Below are 13364 nucleotides of genomic sequence, written 5' to 3'. Positions count from 1 at the left end.
ACTTTCCTCCCTCTCATGGATACGGTACAATACAATTAATATGCTTGTTTATTTTTCATTTGTTGAAAGGAGTTCTCTCTTCATGCAAAAAAAGAAATGGTTCAAAATCGTGATCTATCTCATGCTGATTGCCATGATCGGGTCTACCCTTTTCATCGCTCTTGAACCCCTACTATTTGGATAGAATCTGAAGCCCTTGACTGTCTGAACTAGAGACGGACAATGGCTTCTTTTTCGGTTCTCCAAGTCATCTCATATGGAAAAATGCGTCCGAAATAGGGGACAATCTGCTGGGCAACTTGCTCCACGGTGTAGGTTCTGCCGGTGATGTCCTCGAGAGAGGTCACGCCGTACTGCTCTATGCCACAAGGGATAATCCCCTGAAATCCTTCATCCTGAATACCTGAAGTAATATTAAAAGCAAAACCATGACTCGTCACGAATCCTCGCCGATGCTTACAACGGTTGAACTTTACCCCGATGGCAGCGATCTTCATATCTCCGATCCATACTCCGGTGTATGCTTCTTTCCGGCCAGCCTCAATACCCTCATCTGCCAGGTAATCAATGATGACCTGCTCCAGATTGCGCAAATATCCATGTAAATCAAGAGCTTCATCACGGCCGAGAACGAGCAGTGGATAACCAACAAGCTGGCCAGGGCCATGATATGTAATATCACCGCCACGATCAATTTGAAACAAGGTAATCCCCTTTGCCTCGAGCTCCTCCTTGCTGAGAAGCAAATGCTCCGGATGATTCTGAGATCCGATGGTATACGTGGGAGGATGCTGCAGCAGAAGCATCTGCTCGATTCCCTCACCTACGTCCAGCTGCTGTACAATTGCTTTTTGGCGGTTCCAAGCCTGTTCATAATCAAGCATCGGTATGTATGTCACATCCAGCGGCTTGTTCATGATTTCCCCACACCCTTCCGCTTCATTGTCCAAACCATATTTGATCGTTTAACCGCAGACAGCGGGAAAAGTGCACGGCCTTTGGCACATACACTTTTCCTTGACAACTCTATTTCATTAATACACCTTTGTTTCCATATTATAACCTTCAAGGTTTTCTTTGACCCGCTGCAAGAACCGGCCGCAGATGACGCCATCCAGAATCCGATGGTCCAGAGACAGACACAGGTTGGCCATCGAACGAACGGCAATCATGTCATTAATGACTACAGGCTTCTTCACGATTGACTCAAACGTGAGAATTGCCGCTTGTGGATAGTTAATAATCGGTTGCGATAGAATTGAACCAAACGAACCGGTATTATTGACCGTAAACGTACCACCTTGCATATGATCCAGCTTCAGGGTACCTTCACGGGTTTTGCGTGCCAAATCGTCGATTTCCCGGGCCAGACCTGCGATATTACGCTGATCCGCATGCTTGATTACAGGTGTCAGTACAGAGTCTTCCGTACCTACCGCCATGGACAGGTTAATATCCCGTTTAACGATAATTTTGTCGACAGCCCAAACCGAGTTCATGATCGGGTAATCCTTAATCGCATTTACAACACCCTTCATCATGAAGGAGAGGTACGTTAGATTAATGCCTTCCTTACGCTTGAACTCATCCTTTAGCTTATTACGCAGCATGACCAGGTTGGTAACATCCACTTCAATCATGGTCCATGCGTGAGGAATTTCCGATACGCTTTGACGCATGTTCCGGGCAATGGCATTACGCACAGGAGTAACATCGATAAAATATTCCGATCTTCCCTGGCCACCACCTTCTACTTCAATCTGCGGGATTTTCGGAGATTCCGTCAAATGAATCCCTGAATGTCTCACGGGAACGCCTGCATCCGCCGCAGAAATCGCTTCTCTTGCAGAGATTCCTGTATCTGCACCGCTTTTGTTCAAACCGCTAAACGGTGAAGCAGATGGACTAGCTGCAGAGGAAGGTTGTGCTGACGGTATACCTGTTTGGCCACCTTGAGCGATAACAGCAAGCACGTCCTTGCGTGTGATGCGTCCGCCTGCACCTGTGCCTTGAATGGCCTGCAAGTTGAGACCATGCTCTGCTGCAAGTGACTGTACCGCAGGAGAGTAGCGATTACGCATAGGCTGATTGGGATCATGACCTGCTGGAGTCGCTGATCCTTGCTGTGCATTGTGCTGCTGGGATATCGGTGTCACTTGCTCTGCCACTTGCTCATCATCTGCAGCTGCTACCTGCATACGGCAGATGGCTTCGCCAACAGCAATCGTCGTACCTTCTTCCACCAGAAGGTCGCCCATGATTCCATCAACTGTCGATGGAATCTCTGCATTGACCTTATCGGTGATTACTTCACAGATTGGCTCGTATTGTTCAACCCGGTCGCCCGGTTTTTTTAACCATTTTCCAATGGTAGCCGAGACCAGCGATTCTGCCAGCTGCGGCATAATGACCTCGATCCATTTCATACGTTCAGCCATTTGTTATATCACTCCAAACTTTGCTTTTAACCTTTTTTTCGAATAGATTGTCGATACTTATGATCAACCGAATTAATACTCCGCAAGGGTGCGCATGGCTTCCTTCGCTTTATCCTTGCTAAGCATGTAGAATTTCTCCAGTGTTGGGCTGATTGGCATTGCCGGTACGTCCGGTCCGCAAAGACGCTGAATGGGTGCATCCAGATCGAACAGGCACTCTTCGCTGATAATCGCCGCAACTTCGGCACCAACACCACCTGTTTTGTTGTCCTCGTGAACAATAAGCACCTTGCCTGTCTGACGTGCGGAAGCGATGATCGCTTCACGGTCAAGCGGCTGCAGTGTACGCAGATCCAGAACGTGGGAAGTAATTCCTTCTTCACGCTCCAGTTCTTCCGCAGCCTGCATTACAAAATGCAGCGGCTGGCTGTACCCGATAACCGTGATATCCGCGCCTTCACGAAGCACATTTGCTTTGCCGATCGGAACGATGTAATCATCCTCTGGTACGTCTTCTTTAATCAGCTTGTAACACTTCTTATTTTCGAAGAACAATACCGGATCCGGGTCACGGACGGCAGCTTTGAGCAAACCTTTGGCGTCATATGCCGAGTAAGGAGCGATGATTTTCAAACCAGGTGTCCCAAAGAAAATGGATTCCGGACATTGTGAATGATACAATCCTCCGAAGATCCCTCCGCCAATCGGCGCACGGATAACAATCGGACAGCTCCAGTCATTGTTGGAACGATAGCGGATTTTGGCCGCTTCACTAATGATCTGATTGGTTGCCGGCAGCATAAAGTCCGAATATTGCATCTCCGCAATTGGCTTCATGCCATACATAGCCGCCCCAATGGCTACCCCTGCAATGGCCGATTCGGACAAAGGTGTATCCATCACACGCATCTCGCCAAATTGCTCTTGCAAGCCTTTGGTTGTGGTAAACACGCCGCCTTTGACACCGACGTCCTCACCCAGTACAAAGACATTCTCGTCTCGCTCCATCTCTTCTTTCATCGCAAGACGGATCGCATCAATATATTCCATAACCGCCATGATTACCGTCCCCCTTCTTCGCTGTCCGCGTAAACGTGCGTCAGAGTGTCCTCAGGTTTCGGATATGGCGCGTTGTCTGCATATTCAGTCGCTTCTTTCATTTCCAGCGCAAGCTGGGAAGCCAGATCCGCATCCCGGGCTTCGTCCCAGATGCCGCAATCAATCAAATAATTTTTCATCCGAAGAACGCCGTCCTTCTTCCAATTCTCGTCAACCTCTTCCTTGGTCCGGTATGCCAGATCATTGTCGGAAGTGGAGTGAGGAGATAAACGGTACATCATGGCTTCAATCAGGGTAGGGCCTTCACCGGCAATTGCACGGCGGCGCGCTTCTTTGACGGCAGCATATACTTCGAGCGCATCATTGCCGTCAACCCGTAGTCCAGGGAAGCCGTACCCCAGTGCGCGATCCGATATCTTGCCGCTAAGCTGCTTATGGACCGGAACCGAGATGGCGTACTGGTTATTCTCACACATAATAATGACAGGCAGCTTGTGAACTCCAGCGAAGTTAGCACCTTCGTGGAAGTCTCCCTGGTTGCTTGAGCCTTCACCAAACGTTACAAAAGAAACAAATTCTTTTTTCTGCATTTTGGCTGCCAGTGCAAAACCTACGGCATGCGGTACTTGAGTAGTAACCGGGCTTGAGCCCGTAACAATTCGCAGCTTTTTATGGCCAAAATGGCCCGGCATCTGACGGCCGCCGCTATTCGGATCTTCCGCCTTGGCAAATGCAGAGAGCATCAGCTCGCGAGGCGTCATGCCTACTGCCAATACGAAGCCGTAATCGCGGTAATAAGGTAAGTAATAATCGTGATCCCGGTCCAGTCCAAAAGCAGCACCCACTTGTGCAGCTTCCTGACCTACTCCGGATACGTGAAAGTTAATTTTGCCGGCCCGCTGCAAGAGCAGGCAACGTTCATCGAACTTGCGTGCAAGCAGCATGTATTTGTACATGTCCAATACTTCTCCATCGCTAAGTCCCAGCTGTTCATGCCGGTGGACCGCATCTGCAGTACCTTGTGAACTCATATGAGGTACCTCCTTTTAATCAGAGCCTGTGCCCGTCTTACAACCCGATCTTATAACCTGGTACTAAGACTTGGCTTAACCTTATTATAATCCCTTTTGCCCAAAAAAGGAAAGAACCTTTCTCATAAGTCTGTCCAGACCTACATTCCAATGGCTTTTCCGTCTACGGCCAGCATGGCTTCGCCCATAATTTCGGACAATGAAGGATGCGGATGGATCGTCTGTCCGACTTCCCATGGCGTCGCATCCAGCATTTGTGCCAGCGAAGCCTCAGCAATCAGTTCCGTTACATGGGTACCAATCATATGTACACCCAATATATCATTCGTCTTGGCATCGGCGATTACCTTCACAAAACCGTCCCGGGTTCCATGAACGAGCGATTTGCCAATCGCCTGAAACGGAAACTTGCCGGTTTTAACATCGAAACCGCGCTCTTTCGCTTCGCGCTCCGTGAAACCAATGCTTGCTGCTTCAGGACGAGTGTACACACACCGCGGAATGCGATGGGATTCGACGGCATGAACCGATTGACCTGCCAGGTGATTCACAGCCAGAATGCCTTCATGACTCGCAGCGTGTGCAAGCTGTAATCCACCAATGCAATCCCCGATCGCATAGATATGTCCTTCACCAGTCTGTAGATGTTTGTTTACCGCGATGAATCCGCGGTCCAGTTTGATATCGGTGTTTTCAAGTCCAATATTTTCGACATTAGCCTGCCGCCCGACTGATATCAGCATTTTGTCCGCACTGAGCGTCTCCTGCTGATCGTTATTCATCTGAACATCAATTCGAACACCTTCATGACCAGCCTCATATGATTCTGGCATGATTTTAGCCTTTGTCAGGAAGCGTACTCCACGTTTGCCAAGCAACCGCTGCATCTCCCTTGCCACGTCTTCGTCTTCTGCGGGTAATACATGATCGGCAGCTTCGACAACCGTAATGTCCACCCCGAAGTCATTCAGCATGGATGCCCATTCCAGCCCAATCACGCCACCACCCACGATAATGAGTGATGTTGGCAATTCATCCATCCGCAGAGCTTCGTCACTGCTCATGATGTACCGGCCATCCGGCTCCAGGCCCGGAAGTACGCGCGGACGTGACCCGGTAGCAATGATGAGATTGGTTGGCACAACCGTATCCATCTCCCCATCTTCAAACTCCACAGCTACTGCTCCGCTCTGAGGTGAGAATATGGACGGTCCGATTACACGCCCTTTGGCGTATACGACCTGGATCTTATTTTTTTTCATCAAATATTGAACACCTTGATGCAGCTGCTCCACAATAGCATCCTTACGCGCCTGTACCTTGGGAAATACCAGCGTTGCTCCAGCTGTTTCGATTCCGTACGATTCGCTCTCTTGAATCTCAGCGTACACCTCCGCACTTCTCAATAGCGACTTGCTAGGAATACACCCGCGATGCAAGCAGGTACCCCCAAGCTTGTCCTTCTCAATAATGACGACCTGTTTACCCAACTGGGCAGCACGAATTGCGGCAACGTAACCCCCGGTCCCTCCTCCGAGAATGGCAACATCACATGTAATTGGCATCTTTTATGTTCTCCTCTATCAATATGATTAATTATGAATGGAACGTTGTTGATGATGATGAAAAGCCTTTTGCAGAACTTTACTATATTCCATTGTACTCCCCTTGGACAGTCAACTCAAAGTTTGTCCTAACACATGGACAGCGTGCACAAACCAAGCTATGATGGAATCAGGCATGACCTGTAAACGCAACCTTTATTTTACGTCGACATTTGGCAGAAGGGGTTAAATGGTGATGAATACTAGACTGGTCTTTGCACGGTTTTTGGCGATTTTGGTCCTGGTTATTCCTGGACTAATGGCCATGAAAGGTTTTTTGATGATGAAAGACGCCCTTTTCCTATATTATGCTGAGCACGGGAATGATCAGATCTCACCAGGTTTCCAGTGGCTTTCCTTTGGAGGCGGGCTTCTCCTATTTGCTGCAGGCATGAGTTTCTTGGGGGGCTGGATTTTGTTCCGTGACCGTAAACGCAATTATGTGGGTCCCCGTTTCCGTTCCAAAAACACAACCGAACAGGCAGAGACACCCGGCAAGCTTTCATAAGTCCGGGCTTTTTGCTGTTCTCCCTAGCTTTATCATTCAAACAGGATCAGGTATAATGCTTATTTATTCACATGGATATCTCTGCATCATCCCGCACGTAACTAGAAGAAAATGATGCGAATGATCGACATCAAAAAAAGACAGGATGGTTTAACATGATATCGTTTCTCATGACGCTGAAAAGATTGCTCAAGGGCATTTTCCACGCGTTCAAGGACCCCAAGTTTCTCGCACTCTTTATCTTGACTGCAGCAACACTGCTGTCAGGAACCTTGTTCTATACCCGTGTGGAAGGGCTGCACTGGATCGATGCGCTTTATTTCTGCGCCGTGACTCTGACGACGGTGGGGCATCCTGAATTTGTGCCTACCACCGGATTCAGCAAAGCATTTACCGTGATCTACATGTATGCCGGCATTGGCCTTACCTTTGCCATGATTGCCAGAATTACAGCAGGTATTCTATTTCCTCGCAAATTGCAGACAGAAGAGAACCCGGAGTAATCTCCGGGTTATTCGTATAATGCATCCCTCAGCTTCGTTGACATGCGGGATTCTTTGGAAGAAGACTTCAGAATGGTTCTGCGCAGGGTTAAATTGCTGGCCTGCAGCCGCTCTATTTCCGCAAACAGATCGGCAATCAGCGCCTCCGCGCCTTCATGAAGGACAGCCTGTCCCTTTAATTCCTCATACCGTTGCTGCATTTCATTTATCGCTTCATTCACTTGTAAAACACCTCTTTTCCAATACTACAACTTCACAACTGCCGTTACCAACAGTGTAATAATCCATATAGTAACACAAAGCAGCTTGGATTAGTTCTAGCTCTGACCGGAGATTTTGTGGTACTCTGTAATGGTCGCTTTTTTTGTTGAATCCGTATGTGAGAGGAGTAGCAGCACCGTGCAAACAGGACGTATTACCGTAATTACTGGACCTATGTTCAGTGAAAAATCCGGTGAACTCATTCGCCGTTGTCAGAAATTAATTCAATTTGGCCGTAAAAAGGTCGTTGCTTACAAACCAGCCGAAGATGATCGGTTTGCTCAGGACGAGATTGTCAGCCGAATCGGATATCGCCTTCCTGCCCATTCCATCCCCCGGCAATTAACTCCGGAATCCGTGGAGATGATTCTTGCCCAGACCAAAGATGCTGATGTGGTTGCTTTTGATGAAGTGCAATTTTTCAGCAGTGCCATTATGGACCTGGTCTCCGAGCTTGCCTATTGCGGCAAACACGTGATTGTAGATGGTCTTAATATGGATTATCGAGGCAAGGAATTCGGATATATTGGGGGTCTGCTCGCTATGGCAGATGACATCGAGAAACTCTCCGCATTTTGTGCGGTTTGCGGAAGCCCTGATGCTGCCTTCACTCAGCGTATTGTGAACGGAGAGCCAGTCACTCTTGGCCCGGTTGTCATGATTGGCGATTCCGAAGCCTACGAACCACGCTGCCGCTGCTGTTTCATTCCTCCTCACAAAGTAGAATGCTAGTTCAGCTTTTATTATACATTCCGCAGGTCCTCTGAGACAGAACTCTGAGTCTGACCTGTCTATTCTTAAAAAGCCCTGAAGGGCTTTTTTTGCTTAACTATTGCATGTGCTCTACCCGGTTCACATTCATTACAAAAAAGCACCGCTTCACAGCGATGCTCTAATTCGTAGTCTCCCACTAGTCGCGGGAAACAAAATATTTGTTGGTCATGTAGTATGCGTCACCGCGGGACGTTTCTACCATTCCTTTTTTGGCGTCCAGAAATACGATCTCTTTGCACTTCGTACAATACCATTTGGTTCGCTTATATGGAGATTCCGTTACATATGCCGTACCGCATTTGCAATCAATTTTCATCAATAGCTCGGTTGATTTATATGCACTGGACAAGCGTTCCAGATTATCCTGCTGCTGTGTGGGCATGATGGTCTGTTGATAATCGGATAAATGATTTTGAACTTTGAAGTCTGCCACGAGGCCTGCATTCAATCCAAAGAACTCTTTCCCAATCTCGGTCACGAAGCGCTTCTCATTTCTGTAGCAATCCAGCCACTCAACAATCTGCTTATTAGACAGTGGAACCGTACCCTTGATACCGCTGTTTAAGGTGTAGGTCATGATGTATAAAGTATCGTCTTGTCTACCTGAGTACATTAGAATCCTCCTTCGAATACATTTGCTAATGTACTACAAAAATGCTCATAAATCAAAGCAATGTTATTTCCTGAGCATGATTCTTCCTATTAAATGGGGTACATTCCACGTTCATCCGCCAATAGCTTACAGGAACTGCATACACCTGCAACATTTCCCTGAGGCGCTGCGTAATGAACGACTGATTCAACTTTTTTCTTGCATATGGAGCAGTAGTGCCTCCTTTCTTTTTTGGGTGTGTAGTCCGATAGCTTCACTACGTTTTGTTTGCGTCTGAATCCGCGTAAGAAGCCCAGCCATTTCATCTCACTCTCACTCTTTCTCTAGACTAGATTGCAGCCATTCTTCGTCGTTCTCCGGTCAAATTGAACTTGCCGGTATTATGTATACAATTCCCAGTTGTGCACGTCTATCTCATAATCTATTCGACGTTTTAGAGCCTTTTCCTGTCTTTAATCGATACACATATCAAAAAAAACCGACAAAAGCTATCCTCCCTATGCAGGGTCAAGGACAGCCATGCCAGTGGTGATTCTTCATTTATAAAAGGTACCCAGCACTTCCAGTGCCGGTGAACGCTCAATTCGAAACGGATAGATGTACCCTTGATTAAACCGGGTAAACCTTCTGCTCCACAGATCCAGCCCTGTGGTAAATTGATAGGCCTGATATACAAATTTGGAGCAATAATTTCGTTCAATACTTCGCAGATTGGTCTGCAATCGATAGAACTTAACCTGCTTGTAGTGTTCATGCACCCACTCAGCCGCACGCTGCCCAGCCTGGTTTAAACGTGAACGAAATACAATGAAACGATCTCCTTCATAGAACCTTGTAAGATACCACTCCAGGGAATCGGCGAACACGGGTCCATAAGGATGAACATGATACACTTTGCCGTCCAGCCCAATAATCCCCATATGTCCTGCATAATAGGTTGATTCCGAACTTGGCGTATACACGATATCTCCCGGTTCCAGCTTCATTTGCCCAAGTTCTGCGACAGGAAGATCCTGCTGCAGCCGTTTGGCTGCCGATCGCTCACGCCTACTCTCAACCAGTAATCGATGCAAAGCACCGGCAACAGCAAGATAAATGGCTGCGTATTTGATTCGTTTCTTTCCTTTGGTAACCCTGAGGACAGAGGAAATGAAACTCCGAAACATTTTAGACATACTCCACCCCGTATTCTCCACTCTGTCAGATTTATTCGTCTATTTTCATATTATAGTTTTCACTTCGGAACTGATCAAACTGCCATACAATCTTAGCTACTGCATGTTTCAGTGTCTCTTAACAGAATAACCCAAAATTCCGATATTATAATAAGTATGATTAAAAAATCATGCAACTATCACACCCAGGAGGAATCCCTTATGTTATCCGTTTCATCATCGAACAGAAGCACCGGAACCAATCAGAGCAGCAGTAATACAGCTACCAAAACGGACAAGATCATTCAGGACCTAAATAAACAGAAGGCAAGACTAAGCGAAGAAATGCAAACGTGAGATCCAATGAAAAACTGGATACAAAAACGAAAATGCAGCGCATTCAAACCTTGACCTCCAGTATCCAGGAAATTGACGCTCAAATTGCTCAAATTAAAGCAGAAGAAATTCAGGAAAAGACACGCCAAAAAGAGAATGAAAGGCCCAAAAGTTCTGATTCTCAACCTGAAGATACGGTCTCACTCGGTTCTGTAATTAAGAATAGCAATACATACGATCAATTGGGAAAGCTGGTTGGCTCCCGTGAGAAAATGCAAGCTTCAATCAACACGCTTGAGGGCGGCGTTCGTTTTGATCGTACTTTATTAGATAGTAATCCTCATGCAGATAACGGAAAATCGGTAATGCTTGAAAATGCAGAGCATACTGTTTTTCAGATGAAGCGAGAAATGGTTCAGGAAGTTAAATCCCACATTAGAAGTACGGATAAGAAAATTGGGGAATTACTCAAAGATATAAACGATACAGCTCCACGCAATGAACCGACTGCTGAGAAATCATCTACAGAAGAGGTGAAAGCGGAAAAGGACAATAAAGACGATATACTTTCGGATAACAACGAGGTTATGGACAACAAACAACATTCGAATTCTCCGACAATGATAAACCCTAATACATCAATTGACATTTTAGCTTAATAAATTTTAAACACGCACAAAAATAAACCACAACCCTAATACCTGGTATTCAGTCAAGGTAATTAAGGTTATGGTTTTTTAATTGGGTATTTATTCTTCTACAACACCGAGAGCTTTGTTTTTCTCTTTGAATCGGCTGTTATGAGAAGATACGTAGGCAACTTTTTCTGCCTCAGGATCCATGTAAAGTTTGGCACTGTTGACCGCCAGGGCAGCATCCGTGAATGTTCCTGCAATAAGATATAGCTTGCTGCCATAATCTACAAAGTCGCCTGCCGCAAATACACCCGGAATATTAGTTTGAAGCTTCTCTGTTGTGGTTACATGCCACTCTCCAAGATCCAACCCCCAGTCCCGAATGGGGCCAAAGTCACTCTTCATGCCGTGATTAACGATAATTGCATCGACTTCCAGCAGTTCACTTTCACCTGTTTCCACGTGGGATATCGTCACTTGTTCAATTACTTCTCCACTAACACTGTGCAGCGTATTCACTGCATAGGGTGTACGAACATCCACCGAGGATTCTCTCATACGAATGACATTTCGCTCCAGTCCGCCGAAGTGATCGCGTCGATGTACAACCGTGACTTGTTCTGCCAGAGCTTCAAGCTCGTTGGCCCAGTCGACTGCAGAATCGCCTCCCCCAGAGATAAGGACACGTTTGCCCCGGAAAGGTTCCAACTCCTGCACTGTGTAGTGCAGATTCGTTACCTCGTAACGGTCAGCTCCTTCAAGTTCCAGCTTCGCCATTTTGTATATTCCGTAACCGATTGCCATAATGACGGTCCGAGTCCAGTGCTTCTCACCAGTAGCAGCCGTCAGAATAATTGTACCGTCCGGCTGACGTTCGAAACCTTCAATCTGCTGTTCAAACACAATCGTAGGTTCAAACGTTCTCGCCTGTTCTTCCAGCTGCTTAATCAGATTTGCGCATAAAATCGGTGTTACACCACCCACGTCCCAGATCATCTTCTCCGGATAAAAGAGCATGCGTCCGCCGAGTCTGTCCCGTGCTTCAATCAATTTCGTTTTCATATCCCGCATACCGCTATAAAAGGCAGAGTACATCCCGGCGGGACCTCCGCCGATAATGGTTACATCATATAGTTCCAACTGCTGATCCATATTAAAGTTACCTCCGTTAATTCGATCCCTAACATCGAGTATTTGATATCGATTCTCATTATCACTTAATCCATAGTTTAATGGGAATCTTATCAAAATACAATGGATAAAAACAAAACAATTTTTATAGATATCAGAATCATAGAAGAAGTTACAATCAATCTCGATCAGACAACCTTCTTTCACCGCTGAAATGCAGTTCCAAACCGGGTTATCCATCAGTTTGTTGCCAACACATCGTTTTTTGTTAAATATTATTTCAAACTTATGAAAACAAAAAACAATGCCGCAATCTATAGGACGCTAATCGACCTGTAAATCACGGCATTCAGTATGCTGTTGCTTTCATAATTACCTAACTACTCCCGGTCCTTTCAAGACACCTTATGCTCAATTCTCAGCTTGTCGGCAACCATTGCGATAAACTCGGAGTTCGTCGGTTTCGACTTGCTGATGTTGATCGTGTAACCAAACAGGTGGCTGATGCTGTCGATGTTTCCGCGTGTCCAGGCCACTTCAATCGCATGGCGGATAGCCCGTTCAACGCGGGACGGCGTTGTTTTGAATTTCTCGGCAATCGCAGGGTACAGCGTTTTGGTAATTGCACCCAAAATTTCGATGTTGTTATATACCATGGTGATGGCTTCACGCAAATATTGATATCCTTTAATATGCGCAGGAACGCCGATTTCATGTATGATGGACGTGATGCTGGCATCCAAATTTTTGTGTTTGCCCATTGGCACCACATTGGATTTGTTGGTCATAAACATGGATGAACCACTGTTCGTGCTTGAAGAGACGGTTGTCTGGGATCCTACAAGCTGGCGAACCCGATTAGCGAGTACCTCCATGTCAAAAGGTTTGAGGATGTAATAAGAAGCACCGAGCTGCACGGCACGCTGTGTGATGTTCTCTTGACCGAATGCCGTAAGCATGATCACTTTCGGTTGTGGATTCAGGTTCAGGTTGCGCAGACGCTCCAATACACCCAGCCCATCCAGATGAGGCATAATAATATCCAGAATCAATACATCCGGCACATCACGACTTTGCTCCAACAACTGCAGTACTTCTTCCCCGTTGTAGGCAATTCCGGTAACTTCCATATCTTCCTGTTCGGATATATATTCGGCAAGCAAATTCGTAAATTCACGATTATCATCAGCCAGCAATACCTCGATTTTTTGCAAAACGGTATCCTCCTTTGGTTTAACCACTGTTTCGTACATTTCCTTACAGGTTAAATTTTCGACACAGGCGAGGAAATTCCTTCTGTCGAAAATTATTTTTCTT

At 46.4% G+C, this 13364-nt stretch carries 16 protein-coding genes; 6 read left to right on the top strand and 10 right to left on the bottom strand.

Annotated features, from left to right (window positions below):
• The first annotated feature begins 82 nt into the window (after nucleotides 1-82).
• Nucleotides 83-184: a stressosome-associated protein Prli42 gene (gene prli42, locus CHI14_RS19430; protein ID WP_095290480.1), complete on the top strand. Its 102-nt coding sequence runs from the start codon at nucleotides 83-85 to the stop codon at nucleotides 182-184.
• 25 nt (nucleotides 185-209) lie between these two features.
• Here the strand turns inward: prli42 and lipB are convergent, their stop codons facing one another.
• The 5 genes from lipB to lpdA all read right to left on the bottom strand — a co-directional run bounded on the left by lipB (nucleotide 210) and on the right by lpdA (nucleotide 6093).
• Nucleotides 210-917 carry a lipoyl(octanoyl) transferase LipB gene (lipB, locus tag CHI14_RS19425; protein ID WP_095290478.1) on the bottom strand — a complete coding sequence of 236 codons (708 nt, stop codon included), beginning with the start codon at nucleotides 915-917 and terminating at the stop codon, nucleotides 210-212.
• Nucleotides 918-1034: 117 nt separating this feature from the next.
• Nucleotides 1035-2438, bottom strand: coding sequence for a dihydrolipoamide acetyltransferase family protein (locus CHI14_RS19420; RefSeq protein WP_095290477.1), 1404 nt, complete (start codon nucleotides 2436-2438; stop codon nucleotides 1035-1037).
• Nucleotides 2439-2510: 72 nt separating this feature from the next.
• Complete coding sequence (locus CHI14_RS19415; RefSeq protein ID WP_095290475.1) at nucleotides 2511-3497, bottom strand: alpha-ketoacid dehydrogenase subunit beta; 987 nt, start codon at nucleotides 3495-3497, stop codon at nucleotides 2511-2513.
• Between the two features lie 2 nt (nucleotides 3498-3499).
• Complete coding sequence (locus CHI14_RS19410) at nucleotides 3500-4528, bottom strand: thiamine pyrophosphate-dependent dehydrogenase E1 component subunit alpha (RefSeq protein ID WP_095290473.1); 1029 nt, start codon at nucleotides 4526-4528, stop codon at nucleotides 3500-3502.
• 140 nt (nucleotides 4529-4668) lie between these two features.
• Complete coding sequence (gene lpdA, locus CHI14_RS19405) at nucleotides 4669-6093, bottom strand: dihydrolipoyl dehydrogenase (protein ID WP_095290471.1); 1425 nt, start codon at nucleotides 6091-6093, stop codon at nucleotides 4669-4671.
• A 229-nt stretch (nucleotides 6094-6322) separates the two neighbouring features.
• Here lpdA and CHI14_RS19400 point away from each other — a divergent pair, with 229 nt between their 5' ends.
• The gene (locus CHI14_RS19400; RefSeq protein ID WP_095290469.1) at nucleotides 6323-6640 is read left to right on the top strand and encodes a DUF2627 domain-containing protein; all 318 of its coding nucleotides are present in this window, start codon (nucleotides 6323-6325) and stop codon (nucleotides 6638-6640) included.
• A gap of 155 nt (nucleotides 6641-6795) precedes the next feature.
• Nucleotides 6796-7143 (top strand): potassium channel family protein, encoded by a 348-nt coding sequence (locus CHI14_RS19395; RefSeq protein WP_095290467.1) that lies wholly within the window; start codon nucleotides 6796-6798, stop codon nucleotides 7141-7143.
• An 8-nt stretch (nucleotides 7144-7151) separates the two neighbouring features.
• On the opposite strand, the gene CHI14_RS19390 is transcribed toward CHI14_RS19395, so the two are convergent.
• Nucleotides 7152-7364, bottom strand: a complete 213-nt coding sequence (locus CHI14_RS19390; protein WP_095290465.1) for a hypothetical protein — start codon at nucleotides 7362-7364, stop codon at nucleotides 7152-7154.
• Between the two features lie 178 nt (nucleotides 7365-7542).
• On the opposite strand from CHI14_RS19390, the gene CHI14_RS19385 reads away from it, so the two are divergent.
• Nucleotides 7543-8136 carry a thymidine kinase gene (locus tag CHI14_RS19385; protein WP_095290464.1) on the top strand — a complete coding sequence of 198 codons (594 nt, stop codon included), beginning with the start codon at nucleotides 7543-7545 and terminating at the stop codon, nucleotides 8134-8136.
• 178 nt (nucleotides 8137-8314) lie between these two features.
• Here the strand turns inward: CHI14_RS19385 and CHI14_RS19380 are convergent, their stop codons facing one another.
• Nucleotides 8315-8791 (bottom strand): hypothetical protein, encoded by a 477-nt coding sequence (locus CHI14_RS19380; protein ID WP_095290460.1) that lies wholly within the window; start codon nucleotides 8789-8791, stop codon nucleotides 8315-8317.
• A 536-nt stretch (nucleotides 8792-9327) separates the two neighbouring features.
• Nucleotides 9328-9957: a hypothetical protein gene (locus tag CHI14_RS19375; RefSeq protein ID WP_095290458.1), complete on the bottom strand. Its 630-nt coding sequence runs from the start codon at nucleotides 9955-9957 to the stop codon at nucleotides 9328-9330.
• 210 nt (nucleotides 9958-10167) lie between these two features.
• Here CHI14_RS19375 and CHI14_RS30685 point away from each other — a divergent pair, with 210 nt between their 5' ends.
• Both CHI14_RS30685 and CHI14_RS19370 read left to right on the top strand, forming a co-directional pair.
• Nucleotides 10168-10302, top strand: a complete 135-nt coding sequence (locus CHI14_RS30685; protein ID WP_283163916.1) for a hypothetical protein — start codon at nucleotides 10168-10170, stop codon at nucleotides 10300-10302.
• Nucleotides 10303-10334: 32 nt separating this feature from the next.
• On the top strand, nucleotides 10335-10940 hold the full coding sequence (locus tag CHI14_RS19370) for a hypothetical protein (RefSeq protein ID WP_212677010.1): 606 nt from the start codon (nucleotides 10335-10337) through the stop codon (nucleotides 10938-10940).
• 90 nt (nucleotides 10941-11030) lie between these two features.
• Here CHI14_RS19370 and CHI14_RS19365 read toward each other — a convergent pair whose 3' ends face one another.
• Nucleotides 11031-12068 (bottom strand): NAD(P)/FAD-dependent oxidoreductase, encoded by a 1038-nt coding sequence (locus CHI14_RS19365; RefSeq protein ID WP_095290455.1) that lies wholly within the window; start codon nucleotides 12066-12068, stop codon nucleotides 11031-11033.
• Between the two features lie 374 nt (nucleotides 12069-12442).
• Complete coding sequence (gene spo0A / locus CHI14_RS19360) at nucleotides 12443-13261, bottom strand: sporulation transcription factor Spo0A (RefSeq protein WP_095290453.1); 819 nt, start codon at nucleotides 13259-13261, stop codon at nucleotides 12443-12445.
• Nucleotides 13262-13364: the final 103 nt, after the last annotated feature.

The sequence above is a fragment of the Paenibacillus sp. 7516 genome (assembly GCF_002272715.1).
GTDB lineage: Bacteria > Bacillota > Bacilli > Paenibacillales > Paenibacillaceae > Paenibacillus > Paenibacillus illinoisensis_A.
Note: the sequence above shows the minus strand (reverse complement) of the source record. Positions and strands in the feature narration are given on the sequence as shown.